Annotated in this window: 20 protein-coding genes and 1 tRNA gene; 11 read left to right on the forward strand and 10 right to left on the reverse strand. The window is 45.6% G+C overall.

Translation table 11 applies throughout. The features are described 5' to 3' along the window. The first annotated feature begins 43 nt into the window (after window positions 1–43). The 5 genes from EIH25_RS09345 to EIH25_RS09365 all read left to right on the forward strand — a co-directional run bounded on the left by EIH25_RS09345 (window position 44) and on the right by EIH25_RS09365 (window position 6,951). Window positions 44–1,045 (forward strand): LacI family DNA-binding transcriptional regulator, encoded by a 1,002-nt coding sequence (locus tag EIH25_RS09345; protein ID WP_124100794.1) that lies wholly within the window; start codon window positions 44–46, stop codon window positions 1,043–1,045. Between the two features lie 296 nt (window positions 1,046–1,341). After that, window positions 1,342–2,661, forward strand: a complete 1,320-nt coding sequence (locus tag EIH25_RS09350) for an ABC transporter substrate-binding protein (protein ID WP_124100795.1) — start codon at window positions 1,342–1,344, stop codon at window positions 2,659–2,661. A gap of 103 nt (window positions 2,662–2,764) precedes the next feature. Continuing rightward, complete coding sequence (locus EIH25_RS09355) at window positions 2,765–3,733, forward strand: sugar ABC transporter permease (protein WP_124100796.1); 969 nt, start codon at window positions 2,765–2,767, stop codon at window positions 3,731–3,733. Continuing rightward, complete coding sequence (locus EIH25_RS09360; protein WP_124100797.1) at window positions 3,733–4,587, forward strand: carbohydrate ABC transporter permease; 855 nt, start codon at window positions 3,733–3,735, stop codon at window positions 4,585–4,587. Before EIH25_RS09355 ends, EIH25_RS09360 begins: the two co-directional genes overlap by 1 nt. Before the next feature lie 486 nt (window positions 4,588–5,073). Beyond that, the gene (locus EIH25_RS09365) at window positions 5,074–6,951 is read left to right on the forward strand and encodes a GLUG motif-containing protein (RefSeq protein WP_124100798.1); all 1,878 of its coding nucleotides are present in this window, start codon (window positions 5,074–5,076) and stop codon (window positions 6,949–6,951) included. A 128-nt stretch (window positions 6,952–7,079) separates the two neighbouring features. Here the strand turns inward: EIH25_RS09365 and EIH25_RS09370 are convergent. Next, window positions 7,080–7,156: transfer RNA gene (locus EIH25_RS09370), tRNA-Met, on the reverse strand. Window positions 7,157–7,435: 279 nt separating this feature from the next. Here EIH25_RS09370 and EIH25_RS09375 point away from each other — a divergent pair. Next, complete coding sequence (locus tag EIH25_RS09375; protein ID WP_124100799.1) at window positions 7,436–8,719, forward strand: amidohydrolase; 1,284 nt, start codon at window positions 7,436–7,438, stop codon at window positions 8,717–8,719. A 114-nt stretch (window positions 8,720–8,833) separates the two neighbouring features. On the opposite strand, the gene EIH25_RS09380 is transcribed toward EIH25_RS09375, so the two are convergent. After that, window positions 8,834–9,040, reverse strand: coding sequence for a ferredoxin-thioredoxin reductase catalytic domain-containing protein (locus EIH25_RS09380; protein ID WP_124100800.1), 207 nt, complete (start codon window positions 9,038–9,040; stop codon window positions 8,834–8,836). Between the two features lie 4 nt (window positions 9,041–9,044). Next, the gene (locus EIH25_RS09385; RefSeq protein WP_124100801.1) at window positions 9,045–10,322 is read right to left on the reverse strand and encodes an SGNH/GDSL hydrolase family protein; all 1,278 of its coding nucleotides are present in this window, start codon (window positions 10,320–10,322) and stop codon (window positions 9,045–9,047) included. A 379-nt stretch (window positions 10,323–10,701) separates the two neighbouring features. On the opposite strand from EIH25_RS09385, the gene EIH25_RS09390 reads away from it, so the two are divergent. From EIH25_RS09390 to EIH25_RS09405, 4 genes are all read left to right on the forward strand, one after another. Next, window positions 10,702–12,330, forward strand: a complete 1,629-nt coding sequence (locus EIH25_RS09390) for a cellulase family glycosylhydrolase (protein ID WP_124100802.1) — start codon at window positions 10,702–10,704, stop codon at window positions 12,328–12,330. 19 nt (window positions 12,331–12,349) lie between these two features. Next, the gene (yaaA, locus tag EIH25_RS09395) at window positions 12,350–13,129 is read left to right on the forward strand and encodes a peroxide stress protein YaaA (RefSeq protein WP_124100803.1); all 780 of its coding nucleotides are present in this window, start codon (window positions 12,350–12,352) and stop codon (window positions 13,127–13,129) included. After that, window positions 13,101–13,565, forward strand: a complete 465-nt coding sequence (bcp, locus tag EIH25_RS09400; protein WP_124100804.1) for a thioredoxin-dependent thiol peroxidase — start codon at window positions 13,101–13,103, stop codon at window positions 13,563–13,565. The genes yaaA and bcp overlap by 29 nt, the downstream gene beginning before the upstream one ends. A gap of 195 nt (window positions 13,566–13,760) precedes the next feature. Continuing rightward, window positions 13,761–14,273, forward strand: a complete 513-nt coding sequence (locus tag EIH25_RS09405) for an N-acetyltransferase (RefSeq protein ID WP_124100805.1) — start codon at window positions 13,761–13,763, stop codon at window positions 14,271–14,273. Window positions 14,274–14,333: 60 nt separating this feature from the next. Here the strand turns inward: EIH25_RS09405 and mtnA are convergent, their stop codons facing one another. From mtnA to gdhA, 7 genes are all read right to left on the reverse strand, one after another. Next, window positions 14,334–15,383, reverse strand: coding sequence for an S-methyl-5-thioribose-1-phosphate isomerase (gene mtnA, locus EIH25_RS09410; protein ID WP_243113140.1), 1,050 nt, complete (start codon window positions 15,381–15,383; stop codon window positions 14,334–14,336). An 88-nt stretch (window positions 15,384–15,471) separates the two neighbouring features. Continuing rightward, on the reverse strand, window positions 15,472–16,317 hold the full coding sequence (locus EIH25_RS09415) for a purine-nucleoside phosphorylase (RefSeq protein WP_124100807.1): 846 nt from the start codon (window positions 16,315–16,317) through the stop codon (window positions 15,472–15,474). A gap of 169 nt (window positions 16,318–16,486) precedes the next feature. After that, entirely contained in the window at window positions 16,487–19,114 is a 2,628-nt protein-coding gene (locus EIH25_RS09420; RefSeq protein ID WP_124100808.1) for a valine--tRNA ligase, read from the reverse strand. Window positions 19,115–19,424: 310 nt separating this feature from the next. After that, window positions 19,425–20,246, reverse strand: a complete 822-nt coding sequence (locus tag EIH25_RS09425; RefSeq protein ID WP_124100809.1) for a Bax inhibitor-1/YccA family protein — start codon at window positions 20,244–20,246, stop codon at window positions 19,425–19,427. 96 nt (window positions 20,247–20,342) lie between these two features. After that, window positions 20,343–20,870 (reverse strand): DUF5662 family protein, encoded by a 528-nt coding sequence (locus EIH25_RS12625; RefSeq protein WP_243113142.1) that lies wholly within the window; start codon window positions 20,868–20,870, stop codon window positions 20,343–20,345. A gap of 120 nt (window positions 20,871–20,990) precedes the next feature. Further along, a complete protein-coding gene (locus EIH25_RS09435; protein WP_124100810.1) occupies window positions 20,991–21,392 on the reverse strand; it encodes a hypothetical protein in 402 nt (133 codons plus the stop codon). Between the two features lie 156 nt (window positions 21,393–21,548). Beyond that, window positions 21,549–22,901, reverse strand: coding sequence for an NADP-specific glutamate dehydrogenase (gene gdhA / locus EIH25_RS09440; protein ID WP_124100811.1), 1,353 nt, complete (start codon window positions 22,899–22,901; stop codon window positions 21,549–21,551). 390 nt (window positions 22,902–23,291) lie between these two features. Here gdhA and EIH25_RS09445 point away from each other — a divergent pair, with 390 nt between their 5' ends. Then, window positions 23,292–24,068: a putative ABC transporter permease gene (locus EIH25_RS09445; protein ID WP_124100812.1), complete on the forward strand. Its 777-nt coding sequence runs from the start codon at window positions 23,292–23,294 to the stop codon at window positions 24,066–24,068. Window positions 24,069–24,240 lie beyond the last annotated feature (172 nt).

The following is a 24,240-nucleotide window of genomic DNA, read 5'->3' on the forward strand; positions in this document are numbered from 1 at the left end:
AAGTTCATCTCCTGCGGGTCCGCCGCCGGTTTTGAACGCTGCAATGAAAAAATCGGTTACGCTTATAGATATAGCTAAGGCGTGCAATACCAGCAACGTTACGGTTTCAAAAGCCTTGGCAGGAAAAAGCGGCGTAAGCAGGGAGCTTCGCGATAAGATAAAGAGAACCGCGGAGGAAATGGGCTATGTTCCGGCAAAGAGCAGCCTTGAAAGAAAAAAGGGAAATATCGGAGTTCTTATACCGGAAAAATTCATAAATCCCAACGGTTCGTTTTACTGGGCGCTTTATAATTCTCTTGTTCAATGCCTGAAAAAAGAAAATCTTTACTGTATTCTTGAAAATCTTACTCAGTCTGACGAGGATAACCTGGTAATGCCGAATCTGGTCAAGGACCGAAAGATATCCGGTCTGATCTCACTCGGACAGCTCAGCGGAGAATATGTTCGCAAGCTTTATGAAAGTATGCCGTCAATGATGCTGCTTGATTATTATGTTCCTGAAATGAATATCGACGCCGTTATCACAAACGGATATAACGGAGGCTATAAGCTCGCCAGCTATCTTATAAAAATGGGTCACACCAAGATCGGATACATAGGAAGGCTGTTTGCAACCACCAGTATTACCGACCGTTATATGGGTTATCTTAAAGCCATGATTGAAAATGGCCTTTCTGTTAATGACAGCTGGATCGTTGACGACCGCGACAGACGCGATTTTATTGAAATGGATTTTCCCGAGGATATGCCGACTGCTTTCGTCTGCAACTGCGACGAGGCGGCTTTTAACGCTATTAAGCAGCTTAAAGCGATAGGCTATTCGGTGCCGGACGATATTTCCGTCGTAGGCTATGATAACTATCTTATTTCGGAGGTTTCAGATCCTACAATCACTACCGTGGACGTTGACGCCGAATATATGGCTCAGCTTGCCGTTCAGACTATGATAATCAGAATAGAGCAGCCGGATATACAGCCGAGGATCAGAAATATAGACGGCGAGCTTGTTATCAAGGATTCTGTCCGCAGGTTAAACAAAGACTGATTTTTTAGTTAATATTAAATAATCAATAAATTTATCCGCTTTCGGTAAAATATCGGAAGCGGATATTTATTTTGCAGTTTTTATTATGACAAGATGTAAACGTTGCCGTTTTTTGTGCATTGTACACAAAAAAATTGTCTGTTAACTATATTTGTTTACAAAAATTCTGATTAATATCGAATAATTTCACTAAAACCATTGACTTAAATTATCTTAAATGATATACTTAACATTAAGCTTAAACTACAATTAATATTAAGCCGAAAATTAAGTGATAATATTATGGAGGTAAGTTTATGAAAACAAAGAGAATTGCCGCTGCCGCTCTTGCGATGTCAATGGGAATTACAGCGATGCTTTCGGGCTGCGGCTCGGATGACGGCAGCAAAAAGGAGAACGGCGACGGAAAGGTCACTCTTGAGGTTCTTACCAACCGAACCGACAGGGTTGACGACGGAACTCTTGACAAGCTGACTGATGAGTTTGAGGAGGCAAATAACTGCGTTGTAGAATATGTAGGCTATACCGATTATTCCGGAGACGTAGCGACAAGAATGGGAACTGAAGATTACGGCGACGTTCTGATGATCCCTGACGAGGTAGAGATCAAGGACCTTTCAAACTTCTTCGAGCCGCTCGGTACATATGACGAGTTTAAGGATTCCTACCGCTGGGTAAATAAGAAAATGGATACCGACAAGAATGTTTACGGTCTTGCGTACGGCGGAACGGCGACAGGCGTGCTTTACAACAAGGCGGTATGGAACGCCGCGGGAATTACCGAAACGCCCAAGACTCCTGAGGAGTTCATCAGCGATCTGAAGCTCATTGCGGAAAATACCGAGGCAATTCCTTATTATACAAACTACAAGGACGCAAGCTGGACGATAACCCAGTGGCAGAACCTTGTAATTTCAGCTTCCGGAAACCCGGGCTATGAAAACGACCTGCTTACCCAAAAGCTGGATCTGTTTGCCGAGGACGGCGGCTATTATCCTGTATATAAGCTTATGTACGATATATTCTCCGATCCCGAGCTGATCGAGGAGGATCACATGACTACAGAATGGGAATCCTCCAAGGTATGGTTCGGCGAAGGAAAGATAGCCTCAATGGTAATGGGCTCATGGGCTATCAGTCAGTTCCAGGAGAAGGCTGAAAACAAGGACGATATAGGCTATATGCCTGTTCCGGTGACAGCCGCTGACGGAAAACAGTATGCTGAGACCGCCGCCGATTACTGTCTTGGCGTAAACAAGAATTCAGACAACAAGGAGCTTGCAAAGAAATATGTAGAATGGTTCGTAAAGGATTCAGGCTTTGCCGCCGCGGAGGGAATGATTCCTACTCCTGCAAATTCCGAGCTTCCCGACAACCTTTCTGAATTCAAGGATTGCGTGCTGTTTGAAAAGGACGCTTCGCCTGACGAGCTGCTTGGAAAATTCAACGAAATTGATACCGAGTCCGGCGTAGGCGTATGGCTGGGAGATACGGACAACTTTAAGATTAAGCTTGCCGAAGCGGCATTCGCAGGCAAGGGCGAGGACGAGTTCAAGGCAATCATTGAGGACGCCGACAAGAAGTGGGCGGAAGCCAGGGACAGCATTCTCGGATAATAACGCTTTATTTCAGGTGCAGGGGCGGAATGGTCCGCCGCTGCATTTTGAATGAAGGGCGAAAATTACAGCTTGCCGTAAATCGGCAAAAGGAGGCTCTGCGGTGACGAAAAAGAATAAAAGGTCAGGATTTATTAACTGGAGCAAATCTTATTCGGGACAGAAATTCTATACCTCGATACTGTTTCTTATAATTCCGGTAGGACTGCTGGTACTGTTTACGTTTATACCCGCCGCAAACATGATCGGATACAGCTTTCAGGAAAGAGATCAGTTCGGAGTCAATCCTGAATTTGTCGGTCTGAAAAACTATAAGACTATATTTACAAATCCTGATTATTTCATCACCTTTAAAAACAGTTTATACTATCTAGCGGGTTCTTTTATCCAGCAGGCGCTGGCTTTGCTGCTTGCTTCGATATTGTGTTCAAAAATCAGGGCGAAGGGCTTGTTCAAGGGAATTCTGTTTTTCCCTTATCTGATGAACGGAGTCGCGGTGTCGATCATATTCCAGCGGTTTTTCCTCAAAGGACAGAAGGGGCTGAGCCCGGAGGGCACTTTGAACAGCGTGCTGGGACTTTTCGGACTTGATCCAGTAATGTGGCTTGATCCGGCGCGTCCGTGGCTTGCCAACTGCTGTCTGGTTTTCGTTTCGGTATGGAGATACATAGGCTTCGATATTATAATGTATATCGGAGCCATCCAGTCGATAAACTCGGATCTGTATGAGGCTTCCGATCTTGACGGAGCAAATCCGTGGCAGAGATTCCGGTATATCGTTTTTCCGAGTATCAAGCCGATCATTTCGCTGCAGCTTATACTGGCGGTCAAGGGAGCGATCTCAGTATTTGAAATTCCGTATATCATAACCTCCGGAAATTACGGAACCTCGACCTTTGTAATAAAAACCATCGAAACAGCGTTCAAGAAAAAACAGGTAGGACTTGCTTCGGCAATGGCGGTAGTACTCCTTATTATAATTATAATCGTAACGCTGATCCAGAAATATTTCTTCCGTGAAAACGACGACCGTCCCGCGAAAGGAAAACAGCGTAAGGGGGCGAAGCGATAATGAAAAAAGCGAATGACAGACCCTTATATATAGGAAGTATGATACTTAGCGTTTTAAAATATGTTGTTCTTATCGTATGCTGTCTGGTAGTTCTGGTTCCGATAGCCGTAATACTGCTCGGTTCGTTTAAGGATTCCAAGGAGCTTGCCAATACCACGGTATTTACGCTCCCTGAAAGCTTCGGACTGGATAATTTCAGAACGGCGCTTTACACCAAGGATATTATAGGAAGTCTGAAAAATACGGCGCTGATTATAATCGTATCCTGCGTCGGCTCTATAATAACCGGAACCATGACGGCGTTTGCGGTTCAGAGATTCAGCTCCTATTTCACAAAATTCGTAAAGGGCGCGTTTCTTCTTGCTACGCTGCTTCCCAATATCTCAATGCAGGTCACAGTGTTTCAGATAGTTAATAAAATGGGGCTTTACAACACGATCTGGGCTCCGATAATTCTCTATGTGGGAACGGATATAGTATCCATATACATATTCATTCAGTTCCTCAGTCAGATATCCGTTTCACTTGACGAAAGCGCGATAATGGACGGAGCTTCTTATCCGAGAATATATTTCAGTATCATTCTGCCGAATCTGAAGCCTGCGATAGCTACAGTGCTTATAATAAAGTTCGTAAGCATATATAATGATTTCTACACTCCTCAGCTGTATATGCAGGATAAAGACCTTTCGGTCGTATCGACTGCTTTGTATCAGCTTATGAATGAAACGACCATTCAGTGGGAGGTAGTGTTTGCGGGAATTATAATTTGTATTATTCCTACGCTTGTGATATTTCTGTTTTTGCAGAAATATATTTACAGCGGCCTTGTTTCAGGCTCTGTAAAAGAATAAGCGGATATTACCAAAGGCCCGTTAGGGGGACGCCGGAGTAATAGTCAGGTTATTCCGTTTAACGTCCTCTATACGATATATGTACAGCAAGGTATTTCCTCTGTGCAAAAATTTCCTTTCCTAACTTTACAGCTGACTTCTGCCTGTACAAAACGTACAGGCAGAAGTTTTTGCTTTTAAAAAACGTGATAGATATGGGAACCCAGACTTGTCCTCCGGCGCTCTCGCGGTAAAGGGTAAGCTAGCTTCCTTTTGCGGTCTGACTAATAAATCCGCCAAAAAAAGCTTTGCGTTCACAAAAACTTTACATAAAATGGCGCATAAAAACTGGCAAAATCTTTATATAATCCTTGACATTATATTAATTTTAAAGTATACTTATTTATATAATTATTAAAAAATCTTATGAAAAATTCACAAATAGTTGTAAACGTATATGTTTATTGGTGTTTTTGAAAAGGATTTTTTGTAAAGGGGTAGTGACGTATGAAAATGAAAAAACGAATTTTAGGATTGCTGCTTACGTTCAGTCTGCTGCTCGGGCTTGTGCCTGCCGGAAGCGTGGCTTTAACAGCATGGGCGGAGGGCGAAGAACCGGAATTATCGTCTGACGGATATTATGAAATATATACCGCCGATCAGCTTTACTGGTTCGCCGAGCAGGTGAACGGCGGAAATGCAGGTATAAACGCCAGACTTATGGACAATATCGTTATCAACGAGAACGTTCTTACCGCGGACGGAGAGCTTAACGGCGACGGAAGCGGTTTCAGAGTCTGGACGCCGATAGGCAACGATGAGGACGATAAAATCTTCACCGGTACATTTGACGGCAACAATAAAACGATCAGTGGTATCTATCTCAACAATGATTATTCTAATGATCAGGGCTTGTTCGGGTACAATAATGGTACAATACAAAACGTCGGAGTTGTTGATTCATATGTAAAAGGATTTTTTGATGTCGGCGGCGTGTGCGGAAGTAATATGGAAGGAATCATCAGCAACTGCTATAACACAGGAACGGTCGGCGGATTTGCTTGGGTCGGCGGCGTGTGCGGAAGTAATGATTATGAATATGCAACTATAAGCAATTGCTATAACACAGGCGCAGTCAGCGGAGAAAGTAGGTATGTCGACGGCTTGATCTCAGATGTTGGTGATTATGTCGGCGGAGTTTGCGGAGGTAATGATGGAAGCATCATCAATTGCTATAATATTGCCACGGTCAGCGGAGGTAATAGAGTCGGCGGCGTGTCCGGAAATAATGACAGAAGCTATTCAATCATCAGCAACTGCTATAACACAGGCGCAGTCATTGCAAATGGTGAGTATGGCAATTATGTCGGCGGCGTGAGCGCAGGCAATTATGGAACTATCAGCAACTGCTATAACACAGGCGCAGTCAGCGGAAAGGGTAATTATGTTGGCGGCGTGAGCGGAGATAATGTTGAATACGGCGCTATCAGCAACTGCTACAACATAGGAACGATCAGCGGAAATAATTATGTCGGCGGAGTTTGCGGAAATAATGCTGTAACCATCAGCAACTGCTACTATCTTTATACAAGCTATTCTACAGGAATCGGAGAAGGCAGCGGAGAAGCTGTATCAAAAATCTCCGCTCAGTTTGCTTCCGGAGAGGTATGCTGGCTGCTGAATAATCAGGGCGAGAACGGTGAACAGCTTGAAGCGCCCGTATGGTATCAGAATATTGATATGGGCGACGCTGACGCTTTACCTCTTCTGAATAATGGGCATTACGCGGTGTATAAAACAGAGGAATGTACCTATGAATGTGAAGCTGTAAAGCCGTCGGGAGAATACACCAATATCGCAAGCGGCGAGCACAGCTATGAAGCCGGGTGGAAAAATGACGCGGAGAAGCACTGGCACGAGTGCGGCTCCTGCGGAGAGATATCAGAAGAAGCTCATACCTTTGAATGGATAACAGATAAGGAAGCGGAAGTCGGAGTTGCAGGTTCAAAGCATGAGGAATGCACGGTCTGCGGCTACGCTAAGGAAGCGGTTGAGATCCCGGCTCTGGAATTGCCGGATGATTCTTCCGCAACCGACAGCACGGACGACGAGAGCAGCACGGTTGATGACAGCAGCGCGGCTGATTCCGAAAGCTCGCAGTTGGACGACAGTGAAGAATCAACAGCGGCAAGCGACAGCAAAGCAGAGTCTGCAAATGACAGTTCCAGCTCAAATTCAAACTCCAGCTCCAGCACAAGCGGCGACAAATCTCCGAACACAGGAGATAACAGGTCTGTACTTCTGTTTGCGTTTGTACTTGTAGGCGGAACCGCTCTGGCGGGAATGACAGCTTACAGCAAAAAGAGAGGTAAGCAGGGTAGGTAAATAGATATATCTATATAAAGGAACACGGCAGGAACGTAAAAGTCCTGCCGTGTTTTTTAGAGGTTTATTTGTTTGCGCGGAGCGTGTATAAAAAGAAAAACCACGCATTCGCGTGGTTTTATGCGATATGGTTGCGGAGGCAGGATTTGAACCTACGACCTTCGGGTTATGAGCCCGACGAGCTACCGAACTGCTCCACTCCGCGATATAAACTATATCCCTTTTAGGTACTCATATATTATATCACTATTATTACCCGTTGTCAATACTTTTTTTCATTTTTTTCAGAAATTATTGTCCTGAAGCAAGAGAAAGCTGGTTTGACGTCCGAAATACAGCGATTTATAATGATTACGGCATAATTAAGAGGCCTTGAAATTTATCTGGGAATTTAAGCGCAAAATTCTTGCCGCCGCTTGTATGAAGTGAAAAAATATGATATAATACTTTTAATACTAATAAAAAATGAAACGAGGCAGAGGCTATGATAAGATTTAAAAACGGCAGAGTACTGGATATGAACGGGTCTGCTGAAGCAGAAGAAAAAGAGGTCTGGGTGCAGGACGGGAAAATAGCATTTGTTGGTCTGCCGTCTGACCAGATGATAAAAAGCGCCGTATTTGAAAGGGAGTATGACCTTGAAGGAAATCTGATCATGCCTTCTTTCAAAAACGCTCATACCCATTCTGCGATGACCTTTCTGCGCTCTTATGCGGACGATCTGCCTTTGCAGGACTGGCTTTTCAAGCAGGTGTTTCCTATGGAGGCCAAGCTTACCGGCGAGGATGTTTACTGGTTTTCAAAGCTTGCGGTTCTGGAATATCTTACCTCAGGAATAACCGCTTCATTCGATATGTATTTTGAGCTGGACGATTATTTCAGAGCCAATACCGAATGCGGCTTCAGAACGGTAATGTGCGGCGCGATAAGCGGCGACAGCTCGGCGGTAAAGCGCCTTGAGGAAAACTACCGACGCTTTAACGGAATCAGCCCTCTTGTAACCTATCGGCTTGGCTTTCACGCTGAATATACCGCTGATTACGAGCTGATGGAGGGCGTGGCGGAGCTTGCCGAAAAATACAAGGCTCCCGTGTCGGTCCATAATTCCGAAACCCAGAAGGAAGTAGCGGAGTGTATTCAGAAATACGGAAAAACCCCTGCCGAGCTGTTTGAGGCTCTGGGGATATACAACTACGGAGGAGCAGGCTTTCACTGCGTTCATTTCAGCGATAACGATATGGAAATATTCAAAAAGCGCGGCGTGTGGGCGGTAACCTGTCCGGGTTCAAATTCAAAGCTTGCCAGCGGAATAGCTCCGATATGCAGAATGAGGGAAAAGGGAGTTAATATCGCGGTCGGTACCGACGGACCTGCCAGCAATAACTGTCTTGATATGTTCAGGGAAATGTTCCTTATGACGGCGCTTCAGAAAATTGACAGAGCGGACGCCAGCGCCTGTCCGGCGGATTTTGTACTGAACGCGGCGGTGAAGGGCTCGGCGCTCGCTATGGGACTTGACGACTGTACTGAGCTTTCTGAGGGAAGTCAGGCGGATCTTATAGTGATAGACCTTTCGCAGCCCAATATGCAGCCTGAAAACAATATAGTGAAAAATCTGGTGTACAGCGGTTCAAAGCAGAATGTAAAGCTTACGATGTGCGCCGGAAAGGTTCTTTATGAAAACGGGAAATTTAATGTGGGTGAAGACCCGAAGCGCATATACGCGCGCTGCGGCGAACTACTGAGGGAGCTTAAATCCAGACCGTAGTTTAATTTTACGCTGAGTAAGGCAAAACCGCACAGGTCGTTCAGACATTGTGCGGTTTTTATATAATTATGCTTTACTGACAGATTTGCAGACTTTCCGCTCTGCAATGTCGTTTCAGGCTTTTGACTTATAATACAGCTTGCAGTGACAATATCCCTCGAAATCAGGATCGGCTATCTGCTCTCTGAATTCCTTGCATATACATTTTGTATCTTCGCTGCGCTGCAATCTGCACGGGCAGTAGCCGCCGGTATGCTTCAGTCCTTCGCGTATCCGCTTCACAACGTTCTCGTCCTTGTTCAGGCTTACGTTCTTATTCATATCTTCAATTCTCCTCAAGCATTGCTTTATATGCTGCAACAAATTGTTCAGCTACGATTTTTCCGCCCTCTCCGTTAGGATGTCCTCCGTAAAGCGCCGCGGACGGATCCTCCGGACTGCTCAGATAAGAAGCAAAGTCGAAATATTCCGCTCCGTATTCCTCAGCCGTCTTTCTGGCAAGCTCGTTATATTCGGTTCTTACCGTTTCAAGCTCCTCGCCGTAGTCCTCGGGAGGGGCGTTGAAAACTATGATTTGGCAGCCGGCGTCTTTCAGAACGTCAAGCACTACTCTCAGATAGGCGTCGATCTCTTTCGCGGTATTTCCTTCCTCCGCGCCATATTCTCCTGAAACGATGTCGTTTGTTCCGAAAGCTACGATAACGACGTCCGCGGTTTTCGTTCTGGCAAGCCAGTTTCCGCATTCGGCGGCGTCGCTTGTTCTTGCCCAGCCTAGTCCGCAGTTCCAGAAGCCGTAATCCTCTCCGAGCAGCTGTGAAATTCCCGCGGCCCAGAATTCATAAGCCATAAATTCCGTCTGACAGCCCTGCGTTATCGAATCGCCTATTGCCGCAATATTGCATTTAACCTCTCGCTCCGCGCCGATAAGCTGGGGAAGGGGGATCTGGTCGCAGTAAACAAATTCTCCCTCGCCGTCCTCGTCTGCTGTAGACGACGTAAGATTTGACATATAGGTACAGGGGATATTTTCACCCGTCAAAGTCCATTCCCAAACCAGATAATGTCCCTCAGGCAGATCGAATCCCACCGGATCGCTCCAGAACGCCTCGTCAGACTTGACCTCCCTTGATTCCTCGCCGCCGAAAAGAACCTGAGTTTTATTTGTGATTTCATCTTCGGTTCCGGTTCCTCCGTCGGCAATAAAGGCGCTTTCTATCGTGTACTCGCCTCCTGATTTTCCGACATAGGCGTCATTTCCTTTGCTGTAGGTTGAGTCTACGGTATTGGAGAAATAAAAGCAGTATTCAAGCTTGCCGTATTCCTCTGCCGGGAAATAGGCTCTGTAGGTTATTTTGTCCGCGCTTTTTACGACATAATTGTTGCCGGTAGCTACCGGAGTATTTGATATGTATTTGTCAAAGCCGGCGTCGTTAAGCTCGCAGGCGGCTTTCTTTTCAGCATACGGATCTGTTTCCTGCTGAACAGATGATCCTTGTTCTTTGGAAGAAGCTGAATCTCTTTTGGAATTATCAGCTCCCGATCCGCAGGACGCCGCCGTAATCGTTATCAATGCGCTTAGCAAAAATGCGCAGAATCTTTTCATAGAACGTTCCTCCGCTTCGTTGATTTTCTTTATTATAGCACAGCAGTTCTTTTTCGTCAATCCCGCGGTTTTATGAAGCAAGAGAGTCAATTTCAGTTTTAAAGACGTGTTCTTCCATGCTAAGAACAGTCCTTTGCCTGAATCCGATATATTTCATAGTCAGATTGCACATTCAAAAAGCGATTATTTTATGCACTTTTTTCTTAATTGCGTACAATATTTTTTGTTTACATAATGAATAATATGTGATATACTATAATTATATAATAAATATCCGGCTGGGAAACATATGTCTTGAACCGCTTCCGATTCGGCAAGAGCAGTTATCAGCCGCTTTAAAGACGCAGGAACGTCCTGATTCAAAAAAGGAAGTGTATCTATGAATTTTGTAAAAAAGCTCACTGCATTTATGCTTTCCGCCGCGGCCGCGGCTGCCGTTATGGGATATGCGCAAGGCGCGGACAGCGGCAGTAATATTTTTCAGCCTTCGTCTGTGATCTGTTCGGCGGCGGATTATACTCCGGCAAAGGTCACGGTCAAGGCTGATTATTCGTGTACTACAAACGCTGTTCGTATCAACTGGAACAAGGTAAGCGGGGCTTCCGGCTACAGAGTGTACCGTTATAACGGAAAAAACTGGGTCAAAATCGCGACGATCCACAGCGGAAGCACTACGACCTACCGCAATTCAGGACTAAGCTCCGGAACGCTTTATCAGTACAAGGTCAAGGCGTATAAAAAGGTAAACGGCACAAATTACTGGGGCGAGGCAAGCGAAGCCAAGTATACCTCTACAAAGTCAAAGGCGGTAACGATAACCTCCACCTCTCAGACGACGAGCGCGGTAAGGCTTAACTGGACAAAGCAGACCGGAAACGGGTATCAGGTTTTTCAGTATAAATCGGGAAGCTGGGTGAAGATAGCTACCGTCAGAGATGTAAATACCACTACCTACAGAGTAAGCGGTCTTTCAAACAATACCGAGTATCAGTTTAAGGTAAGAGCATACAGAACCGATACGAAAGGGAGGGTCAACGCCGGAACCTGCGGATATGTAAGGAGAATGTTAGGCTCGTCGCCGCTGGCAAAGAACGGTCCCCTTTCTGTAAGCGGAGCAAATATAGTCAATATGAAGGGGGCAAAGTTCCAGATAAGAGGAATGTCCACTCACGGGATAATGTGGGAAAATTTTTCCGACATACTTACCAAGGAAAGCTTGAAGGTGCTTCGTGACGATTGGGGCGTCAATACCATAAGGATGGCTATGTATACCGAGGAATGGGGAGGCTATACCACCGGCTCCTCCTACGCTTCTCAGGCAAAGGCAAAGGTCAATCAGGGAGTAGAAAACGCTCGTTCATTAGGAATGTATGCAATTATAGACTGGCATATCCTGCAGGACGGAAATCCGCAGAAGCATCAATCGGAGGCGGTTGCGTTCTTTACCGAAATGTCCAAAAAATACAAGGATTATAACAACGTTATCTATGAGATCTGCAACGAGCCAAACGGGGGCGTTACCTGGACGGGACAGATAAAATCATACTGCAATACGCTGGTCAAAACGATCAGAAAGTATGATCCGGACGCTATCATAATCTGCGGAACTGGAACGTGGAGTCAGGATATAGATCAGGTTATAGGAAACAGGCTTTCGGATAAAAACTGCGTATATGCGCTGCATTTCTATGCTAATACTCATACCGACTGGCTCAGATCCAGATTTACAACCTGCTACAACAGCGGACTGCCGGTGATTGTATCCGAATTCGGAACCTGCGACGCTTCCGGAAACGGCGGCTTCAACGCTTCGCAGACGAAAACCTGGCTGAGCCTGCTGGATTCAAAGAATGTGGGCTATATTAACTGGAGCGCCTGCGGAAAATCGGAAACAGCGTCGGCGTTTCTCAGCGGAACAAATCTGAAGGCAATAAAAAGCGGAACATCTCAGCTTACCGAAAGCGGAAAGCTGATAAGATCATGGTATCGTTCCAGAGCAGGCAAATAACAGAAGCAGGAGCGCGGGAATGAGAATAATAATATCTCCGGCAAAAAAGATGAGGATAGATACGGACAGTCTGCCGTGGGAAGATATGCCGCAGTTTCTTCCTCAGACCGAGCGGCTTCTGAAAGCGCTGCAGAAGCTTTCCGATAGAGAGCTGCAACGGCTTTGGAAGTGCGGCGACTCTATCGCTGAGCTTAATACGGAGCGTCTGCGTACAATGGACCTCTACCGGAATTTAACGCCGGCGGTGCTTTCATACGAAGGTATCCAATATCAGTATATGGCTCCCGGGGTCTTTGAATATAGTCATTTCGATTATATACAGGAAAGACTGCGTATTCTGTCCGGGTTTTACGGGTTACTGAAACCGTTTGACGGAGTAACGCCGTACCGCCTTGAAATGCAGGCAAAGCTGTCTGTCGGCGGGTATACGAATCTTTATGATTTCTGGGGAGATAAGCTTGCGGGGCAGCTTGCTTCTGAAACGCAGCTTATTATTGACCTCGCTTCAAAGGAATACAGCAGGGCTGTGACTACGAAGCTGCCTGAAAGCGTGAGAGTTATTACCTGCGTTTTCGGCGAATTGAAAAACGGCAGGGTCGTTGAAAAAGGGACGCTTTGTAAAATGGCGAGGGGACAGATGGTCAGATGGCTGGCGGAAAATAATGTGGCCGATTCGGAGAATATCAAATATTTTGACGCTATGGGATACGGTTATAATAAGAAGTATTCCGCGCAAGATAAATATGTGTTTTTAAAAGGAGAGGATAAAAATGCTGGAAGCAGGAACAAAGGCGCCTGATTTTACATTAAAGGACAAGGATGGAAATGAAGTATCGTTATCAGATTTCGCGGGAAAAAAGGTAGTACTTTATTTTTATCCCAAGGATAATACTCCGGGCTGTACCCGTCAGGCGAACGCCTTTGCGGCAAGCTATGAAAAATTTAATCAGATGAATACGGCGGTTATCGGAGTAAGTAAGGACAGCGCCGAATCTCATCGGAAATTTGCAGACAAGCACAAGCTTCCGTTTATTCTTCTTTCCGACCCCGAGCTCAAGGCGATTCAGGCATACGACGTATGGAAGGAGAAGAAGCTGTACGGCAAAGTAAGCATGGGTGTTGTGCGCAGCACTTATATAATAGATGAAAACGGAGTAATTGAAAAGGCTATGCCGAAGGTGAAGCCGGATACCAACGCGGAGGAGATACTTGAGTATCTCAAGGGGGCTGAGTAGCGGTATCAGCCTATCGTAGTTCATTCACCTTGCTTTATTCGGTTTTCATACAGGCTTATCTATTTCTATCGCTATATAATGTCAAAAACAAGGAAAATACATAAGGCTTGAACACAAAACAGCCGAAACGCTTTGAAAATACAGGAATTTCAGAAAGTTAGATTGATAAATAAGAATTTGACGAGGTAGAATTTTATGCTTATACGAAAAGAAGAAGCAAAAGATTATGAAATTGTCTGTTCTGTAGTAAAAAGCGCATTTGATAGTGCGGAACATACTGACGGGAATGAACATAATCTGGTAAAGGCATTAAGAGAAGGAAAGGCGTATATTCCCGAATTATCATTGGTCGCTGAAATAAATGGGAAAATTGCGGGACATATCATGTTCACACAAGCAGAGGTCATTAACAATGCGGTTTTAGCGTTAGCGCCACTGTCTGTTCTGCCGGAATATCAAAGAAAAGGAATAGGAGCGGCTCTGATAAAAGAAGGACACAAAATTGCAAAGCGATTAGGTTATGGATATTCGGTTGTGTTGGGGAGCGAAAAATATTATTCCAAATTCGGCTATCTGCCGGCAGCTATATATGGTATAAAGCCTCCGTTTGACGTTCCAGGCAAGAACTTTATGGCGTATAAAATAAATGAGACCGCACCGGATATTCATGGAATTATCAGATATGCAAAAGAGTTTGGAATTGATTGATACAGCTTTCGGTTTCGCTGAAAGCCCCGCCAGGTTCTGTAATGAACTGACGGGGCTTTTTTATTCGGCGGATATGATTTGTTCCAGAGCTTCTCCGCGCCTTATTATGCCTTTTTCGGTTATGATCGCAGTAATAAGACTGTGATCCGTTACGTCAAAAGCCGGATTGTAGCATTCTATGCCTTGAGGGGCTATCTGCCCGTCGAAATACAGGTCGGTTATTTCCTCCGGTTTTCTTTCTTCAATAATTATATCCTTGCCGGTTTTGCAGTCGATGTCGATAGTTGACGTGGGGCAGAATATGTAAAACGGAATTTTATAATAATCCGCCAGAACCGCAACAGAGGAGGTGCCTATTTTATTTGCGCAGTCTCCGTTAAGCGCGGCGCGGTCGCAGCCCGCGAAGCAGGCCTGTATCTTTCCCTGACTCATAACAAGCCCTGCCATATTGTCACAGATAAGCGTACATTCTATACCAGCATTCATAAGCTCATATGCCGTAAGCCTTGCACCCTGCATAAGCGGACGGGTCTCGTCAATATACGCGTGAAAATTATAGCCGTTTTCCGCGCCGTAAATAAGCGGTCCCAGCCCTGTTCCGTAGCGGGAAGTCGCCAGCGCTCCGGCATTGCAATGGGTAAGGATACCGTCGCCGTCGTTTATAAGGCTCAGTCCGTAGCGGGACATTCTTTGGCATACCTCAATGTCCTCCTGATGGATTTTTAACGCTTCGGACTTCATCGCCTTCAGGATATCTTCGCGTCTGCGGCTTCCGCAGCTTAAAGCGGCGTTTTTTACCCTGTTCAGCGCCCAGGAAAGATTGACCGCGGTAGGGCGTGAGGAGTTAAGAAAATCCGCGGTCTGGTCAAGCTCTGCAAAAAAATCCTCATCGTCCTTGATCTGACAGGTCAGCACGAACAGAGCATAGCCTGCGAATATTCCGATAGCCGGAGCGCCTCTTACCTTCAGACGGTATATCGCCTCAAAAATTTCTTGTGCGTTATTCAGCGAAATAAATCTTTTCTCTCCCGGCAGCAGAGTCTGATCTATTATAACCACCGATTTTTCATCTGCCGAAAGCCTTACGCTGTCGTTTTCGTTATAAATCATAATTTCAGCAATGCTCGGTATAGCGAGCATATTTCCTTTCTTTTGGTTTGAGCAGTACCGATTACAGGCTTTGTTTGGCTGCCGTCTGTCATTTGTCTGAATTAATATAGACGGATATGTTTTTTATGCTTTCCGAGATAAGTCTTTTAAAGCTGGGAGCCGCCTTGTCCGCACATTCCTGAACCTCCGCATGAGTCAGAGGATTATCGGTCATACCGCAGGCCAGATTTGAAATACAGGAGATACCGCAGACAAGCATTCCCGCATGGTTAGCGGCGATAGCCTCTACCGCGGTGGACATTCCCACGGCGTCCACTCCGAAGGTCCTCAGCATTTTTATTTCCGCCGGAGATTCAAAGGAGGGGCCGGTAAGCTGAAGATATACACCCTCCTGAAGTCCGATTCCCAAAGCGGAAGCAGTGTTCTTGATAATACGTCTCAGCTCCGGAGAGTATATTTTGCTCATATCAGGAAAACGGGTGCCGAGCCGGTCAATATTTTCTCCGATAAGCGGATTGGGTACAAAGCAGGAGATGTGATCCTTGATAAGCATAAAATCTCCGGCTGAAAAGTCCGCGTTGATCCCTCCCGAGGCGTTGGTAAGAAAAAGCGCCTTTGCGCCCATCATTGACATAAGCCTTGCCGGCAGAACTACGTCAGACATGGGGTATCCCTCGTAATAGTGAACTCTGCCCTGCATAACGACGCAGGGAACGCCGTTTATATATCCGAAAACAAAGCGGCCTCTGTGTCCCTCCACGGTGGAACGGGGAAAGCCTTCGATTTCAGAGTAGTCGAGAGCGGAATGTATATCCACGGCGGTTTCAGCGAAATCGCCCAGCCCCGAGCCTAGTACCAGCGCGATTTCCGGGTTGAAGTTTATTTTTGATTTTACACCTTCATAGCATTTTATCAGCTTTTCATAGGTCGTCATAAGCTTTCTCCTTTTGCGGCAGATTATATTTTCATACATTTAGTTTAACCTATATCTGTCCGTTAGTCAAGAAATACAGACAAAAAACATTTATACCTGTCCGCAGCTCGTCAAAAAACGCCTCCTATGACAGATCTCATAGGAGGCTGTATTTTTATATTTCGCGCGTTTATCTGCCGCTCAATGCCGATATTGATTTTTCGATCTTAGCCATTTTTTCCTGAGCCCTTGCAAGCTTAGCCCTTTCGGCTTCTATAAGCTTTTCGGGAGCCTTTGCAAGGAAGCCTTGATTGTTAAGCTTTCCGTTAAGGAAGTCAAGGTCCTTCTGCACAGCCTTTTTCTCCTTTGTAAGACGAGCCGTTTCCTTTTCAACGTCTACAATATCAGAAAGCGGAATGAAAATTCTTGCGGCGTCGGTTACAACCGTTACGCTGTCGGGAATTTCCCACTTGTCTGCAATTTCAACCTCGGACGCGGAGGCAAGACGCTCAAAGAACAGCTTGCCTGCCTCGAAAATCTCAGCGTGAGCAGTTTCGATGTAAACCTTAGCCTTAACAGACGGAGGAACGTTCATATCGCTTCGCGTCGCGCGAATCCCCTTGATGGCTGCGATTATTTTTTCAAATTCCGCTTCGTCCTCAGTAAAAGAGAGCGCTTCGTCATAGACAGGGAAGTCGCTTACTATGATGGCAGAGCCGTCGTTTACAAGAGCCTGCCAGATTTCCTCGGTTATATAGGGCATAAACGGATGAAGCAGCTTGAGCATACCTTTCATTACCCAGACCAGAACCGTCTGAGCGGTCAGCGCGGTATCGCCGCCTGCTGAAATTCTCGGCTTTGTCAGCTCGATATACCAGTCGCAGTATACGTCCCAGATAAAATCGTAAAGCTTCTGAACCGCAACGCCAAGCTCAAACGCTTCGAGATTCTGGCTGATCTCCCTTGCAAGCGTGTTGAATTTTGAAACGATCCATTTGTCCTCAACGGAAAGCTTTTCAGGCAGATTTTCCGCCTTGAAGCCGTCGGGCAGGTTCATCATAATAAATCTCGCGGCGTTCCATATTTTGTTGGCGAAGTTTCTGCTTGCCTTGACCTTTTCTTCGATAAAGCGCATATCGTTTCCGGGAGCGTTTCCGGTGGCAAGCATAAACCTCAGCGCGTCGGCGCCGTATTTATCTATAATTTCAAGCGGGTCTATACCGTTGCCGAGCGATTTTGACATTTTTCTGCCCTGCGAATCCCTTACCAGACCGTGTATAAGCACCGTATCGAAAGGCGCTTTTCCGGTACATTCGATGCCTGAGAACATCATTCTCATAACCCAGAACGGGATAATATCGTATCCTGTAACAAGAGTGTTGGTAGGGTAGAAGTACTTGTAGTCCTCGGCTTCTTCATCAGGCCAGCCGAGAGTAGAGAACGGCCACAGGGCGGAGGAAAACCATGTATCCAGCGTGTCGGGATCCTGCCGCATAGGCTTTCCGCACTTGGGACAAGCTGCGCCGTCTTCCTTGGTAACGACCATTTCTCCGCAGTCGTCGCAGTAGAACGCGGGAATCTGATGTCCCCACCAGATCTGACGGGAAATACACCAGTCGCGGATATTTTCAAGCCAGTGGAAGTATATCTTCTCAAAGCGTTCGGGAACAAACTTTGTTTCTCCGTTCTTTACGGCGTCGATGGCAGGCTGAGCCAGAGGCTTCATTTTAACGAACCACTGAGTTGAAACCTTAGGCTCTACGGTAGTGCCGCAGCGGTAGCAGGTCCCTACATTGTGATCGTGATCCTCAGTTTTTACAAGGTAGCCGCCCTTATCAAGGTCCTCAACAATTTTCTTTCTCGCCTCATAGCGGTCCATTCCGGCGTAATCGGGATAGTCGTCGACTATTCTGGCGTCGTCGGTCATAACGTTTATAACGGGCAGATTATGCCGCTTTCCTACCTCGAAGTCGTTAGGGTCGTGAGCCGGAGTTATCTTAACTACGCCCGTACCAAATTCAATGTCTACATAATCGTCTGCAACAACGGGTATTTCTCTACCTACAAGGGGAAGTATCAGAGTTTTTCCTACTATGTCCTTATATCTGTCGTCGTTGGGGTTTACCGCTACGGCAGTATCGCCGAGCAGGGTTTCCGGACGGGTAGTTGCAAGCTCAACATAGCCTGAGCCGTCTTTAACGGGGTAACGCAGATGCCAGAAATGTCCCGGCTGATCCTCATAGGTAACCTCGGCGTCGGACAGGGTAGTGCAGCATTTGGGACACCAGTTTACCATTCGTTCTCCGCGGTAGATAAGACCTTTTTCGTAGTACTTTACAAATACTTCCTTTACCGCCTTTGAACAGCCCTCGTCCATAGTAAAGCGTTCTCTGTCCCAGTCGCAGGAGGAACCCAGCTTTTTCAGCTGCTCAACGATCCTTCCTCCGTACTGCTCCTTCCATTCCCAGGCGCGCTTCATAAAGCCGTCTCTGCCCAGATCTTCCTTCGTAAGACCCTCCTTGCGCATTGCCTCTACAATTTTGGCTTCGGTAGCAATCGCGGCGTGGTCGGTTCCCGGAAGCCACAGCGCGGAATATCCGCTCATTCTTTTCCAGCGGATAAGAATGTCCTGCAAGGTTTCGTCCAGCGCATGACCCATATGAAGCTGTCCCGTAACGTTTGGAGGAGGAATCACGATAGTGTAAGGTTTTTTCTGTGAATCTCTCTCAGCGTGGAAGTAATTATTGTCCTGCCAGAAGCTGTAAATCCGGTCCTCAACCTGCGAGGGCTCGTAAAGCTTTGAAAGCTCTTTTTTCATATTATCAAATCCTTTCATTTTCAGTCTTAGACGTAAAATCCGCTGTTAAGCCTCAGACTCGCACGTCAAGCAGAATTTCAAAAGGATACATTAAATTAAAGCCTATGTTTTTCATAAACATTTCCTTTCCTTTGAAATCATTATTACTTTTATTATCGCACATTTTCCTTCTAAAGTCAATATATAAGAAGCGGTTTGCATACAAATCAGTTCCCGGCGTGAATTAATGAAAGCGGCAGCTTGTATTATATTAAAAGGTTCAAAAACAAAAAGCGGACGGGAAAACCGTCCGCTTGATAAATTATAAAGTTTATTTCTTTGAATTCTGTATTCTGGCAAGCAGCTCAAGGATTTTGAGATACAGGTATATAACGCTGACCATAAGTCCGTAGGAACAGTACCATTCGTATTTTTTGGACAATCCGTTCTCAACCGTCTGAGCGATCGTTTCAAAATCTGTCAGAAGCAGAGCGGAAGCCAGCAGAACTCCGAGAACCGCGAAGACTATTCCGAGCGGTCCGTTCTGGAGCCTCAGTATGGAAACAACGATTGCGCTGTTGGGAGCGAGCCAGAGCATAAGGGAGAAGATAATTCCTCCGATAAGCGAAACCAGCAGGCAGGTATAAACAACGGTTCTGAAGCCGTTGCCGATTTTTACCCAGCCGGAGGTATATAATAACGCCATTGCTCCGATAATAAGCACTGTAAGAAGCAGCGCCTCAACGATTATACCGCTGTACGCCGCGGCGTAAGTGTATGAAACAAAGGTTACCGCATATCCCATTCCGGCGCAGTAGATTGTGCCGGTTACCGGTATTGTACCGACGGCAAACGAGGCTACAAGTCCGCTTATAAGGGTTACGATCAGCGCGCCGAACAGTATAGCCGATTCGTTTGCGTAAACGTAATATCCCTCTGCGACCTCTACGCCGGTGTAGCCTTGCGAACCAAAGTAATTGTGAATATAGAAAAAAGCGCCCATTCCGATAAGAATAACCGCAAGGAAGTATAAGGTCTTAGCCAGAATTCCTTTATAGCTTGCGGTTTCAGCCCCTGAAAACGCGTCGTCAAAGCGTTCTATTTTGGAGATAGCGGGATTGGTAAACATTTTTCTGCGTGAATTTACTGCCATTGCAAATCCTCCTGTAAAGTATTTATTTTTTGTCCTTTAATTATAGCCTGATATCCGTTTTTTGTCAAGTATAACGGCAAGAAAAATTTAATAAAATTAATATTTGCCGATATGCCTAAGATATGCGAAGGTTTTCTTTTCTCCTTCATATTTCAGCATGGTAAGCAGCTTTTCAAGAAAGTCGGAGGTTTCCCGGTGAATAAGTCTTTTTCCCTTTGCCCTGAGAAAATATTCAAGAGGGTGAGCGTCGCTGTAGTTTTCGCCCTGATATATTTTGCTTGCGGCTACCCTGTCGCAGAACATTTCCTTGACGTATTTGATCGGCATTTTTACCGGCGTGAGCAGCTTGGTGTTTATGTCGTAATCCGTCCAGTATTCAAAATGGTGGCGGTTTCTGCCCTTATGGTGCATCCATGCTTTGGAATAGCCGTAATCCTCGCGCTCTCCCTCATTGGGCGAACGGGTTCCCTGATAGTATTTAACTCCCGGAATAAATTCGGAGGGCGTGTATTTCGACAGGTCGTGTCTTAGTCCCTGAAGAAAAATACCTGCATACCAGCAGTGCTTTATAACCATATGTCTGTGCCTTGTTATTGTTTTAAAATGAGCCAGAGCTTTATTCATCCAGATCCGCCTTTCTGCCGTGTACAAGTATTATATCACAGTACGGTACAGATTACAACAGCTGTTATTTTCCCCTCGGACGCCCCCTAGATTTTTCCGCTGATTTGCGGCGCCTTGTCGTTACTTTTTGGTAAGGATCGTTTTTCTGCTTCCTTCGATCAGTACGATATTATCGCCGTCAGCTTCAAGCGTGTAGGAATTAGAGTTGCCGCTGACAGTGAACCGAAGCGCTATGCAGTCGTTTTCGCCGTCGTTGTCGGAATCGGCTTCGCTTATATTATACGACCCTGATTTTTCAGTCTTTTCACCGTCGTCTTCGCTTTGCTGGGTTATTCTGCCGTCTTCAAAAATATAGGTGATCCCGTTGCTTCCCTCAAACGTTCCTTTAAGCTTTTCTTCAAAATATTCAACCGTATTGGTGTTTTCGCTTTCCTCTGCTCCGGATTCACTTTTATCTCCGCATCCGGCAAAAGCGGTAATGACAGTCATTATCAAAGTTATTCCTATCAGCAGTCTTTTCATCTGAACGCTCTCCTTTTTAATAAATATTTAACTATAAGTTTACATTATGTAATTATTATAGTACATTCCAATGCTTTTGTCAACAGAAATTTTTTGTACAAAAAAGCTTCCTGAACGTAACCGAACAGGAAGCCTATAATTATCAGCGTATTAATTTTAGTAAGCAACGCCCTGCCACTTCATAGCGTCTGCCACCTTCAGGAAGCCTGCGATGTTTGCGCCTGCAACCAGGTTGCCTTCAACGCCGAATTCCTTGGAAGCGTCGTATGAGTTGTGGAAGATATTGATCATAATATTTTTCAGCTTAGCGTCAACCTCTTCAAACGTCCATGAAAGTCTTTCGCTGTTCTGTGACATTTCAAGAGCGGAGGTTGCTACGCCGCCTGCGTTTGCGGCCTTTGCAGGTCCGAACAGAACTCCTGCGGCCTGGAATTTTTCAATAGCCTCGGGAGTTGAAGGCATATTAGCGCCCTCTGCGACTGCAAATACGCCGTTCTTGATAAGAATGTCGGCGGAATCGCCGTCAAGCTCGTTCTGGGTAGCGCAGGGAAGAGCGATATCGCACTTGATGGTCCAGATGTTTCTGCAGCCCTCGTGATACTCGGCGCCTTCAACGCGGTCAACGTATTCCTTGATTCTTCCTCTCTCAACTTCCTTGATCTGCTTAACAACGTCAAGCTTGATTCCGTTGGGATCGTAGATATATCCGTTTGAATCGGAGAGAGCCACTACCTTGCCGCCAAGCTCGGTAGCCTTTTCAGTAGCGTAAATCGCAACGTTTCCGGAACCGGAGATTACAACAGTCTTGTCCTTGAAGCTGTCGTTCTTCATGCACTTGAGCATTTCGTCTGTATAATAGCACAGACCGTAGCCGGTAGCCTCTGTTCTTGCCAGAGAGCCGCCGTAGGAAAGACCCTTTCCTGTAAGAACGCCTGTAAACTCGTTGCGGAGCCTCTTGTACTGACCGAACATATATCCGATCTCTCTTGCGCCTACGCCGATATCGCCTGCGGGAACGTCGGTGTCCGCGCCGATATGCTTGCAGAGCTCTGTCATAAAGCTCTGGCAGAATCTCATGATCTCTCCGTCGGATTTGCCCTTAGGGTCAAAATCCGAACCGCCCTTGCCGCCGCCGATTGGAAGACCGGTAAGGCTGTTCTTGAAGATCTGCTCAAATCCGAGGAACTTGATTACTGAAGCGCATACGGAAGGATGAAGTCTGAGACCGCCCTTGTAAGGTCCGATAGCCGAATTGAACTGTACTCTGAAGCCGCGGTTTACCTGAACCTTGCCGTTGTCGTCAACCCAAGAAACTCTGAACTGAATAAATCTTTCAGGTTCAACGATTCTTTCAATGATACCGGCCTCGACAATGTCGGGTCTCTTTTCGACTACAGGCTCAAAGCTTTCGAGAACTTCCTTTACAGCCTGGAGAAATTCCTTTTCGCCGGGGTTGCGCTTTTCAACCTGTGCGTATACGCCGGCAAGATATTCGTTCTTGATTTCCATAAAACTACTACTCCTTGCAATTTATAGATTTTGCTGTGAATCCCGAATCATTCCGATACATATTCCTGAAAATTGTCAACGAAATCCCATCCCGGAAATTCAACACCTTAAATAGTATAGCATATATATTTTCATTTTGCAAGACCCAAGGACAAAAAATTCAAAAAAATATTTAAATTATATAAAAACCGAGGTTTATTTTGAGAAAATGATTTGTTTTTAACGACAGGCTGCATATATTTGTAAATTAATTGCAGACATAATAAGCGTTGACGTCGTGGCGCGGTATAGAGTGTCACACAATTGCAAACAGTTGACTTTTATCATGTATAATGCTATAATAACAGAAATAAATGGAGGGATAAATGCCTGAAGGGTCGGAGGTGCCGAATGTACGAATACAGCTTTTTTCAATGGCTGATGTTTTTTTACATATATTGCTTCATAGGGTGGTGCATTGAATCGGCGATAGTTTCTATTGATGAAAGAAAATTTGTAAACAGGGGCTTTCTCAGAAGCCCTATGCTTCCGATATACGGCTTCGGCGCGGTTATAATACTGCTTATATGCCTGCCTGTGCGGGAGAACCCGGTTCTGGTTTATATTTTCGGACTTGTAGAAACTACCGCGCTGGAGTATTTTACAGGCTGGCTTATGGAAAGTCTGCTGAAAATGAAATATTGGGATTACAGCCAGCGTAAATGCAATTTAAAAGGACGTATATGCCTGAGATCGTCGCTGTTCTGGGGTTTTTTATCCCTGCTGCTCATGTATGTGATACATAAGCCGGTGGAGGAAGCGGTGCTTTCAATGTCCCGCGCGCTGATGACGGCGGTTCTGTCCGCAGTTACAGCAGTTTTCGTATGCGACCTTATTTATGCGGTACGTACCGCTCTTGACGTAAACAAGCTGCTGGCTAAAATTACAGATATAAAGGCGGAGCTTGCGAAATCAAGGGAAGAGCTTTCCGCCAGATTTGAGGAATCCGAAAGAGCTGCCGCCATAAGCGAGAAGATCGAAAAGCTGAAAGCCGATATGCAGAGGCTTACCGAACGTATCGGTTTTTTCAAAAAGGATTTTATTCTGGCTCACCCTACGGCAAGATCCGCAAAATTCAATGAGGCGCTTTCCGAAATAAGGGAAAGGCTTCAGAAAAAGAAAAAATAATGAATCCGCCGCCGAATCCTGATGAAATCAGCAGATTTCTGATAGCCGAGGCGGTTTTTTATATGTATATATGTGACAATTGAAATGAGAAAGATATATGCAAAATGCAGAAAATTAAATGTGAATACAGATTTTATTGAAAATCGCCTAAAAAAATGCTATAATTTTAAAA

Source organism: Ruminococcus sp. Marseille-P6503, assembly GCF_900604945.1.
In the GTDB taxonomy this organism is placed as follows: Bacteria; Bacillota; Clostridia; order Oscillospirales; family Ruminococcaceae; genus FB2012.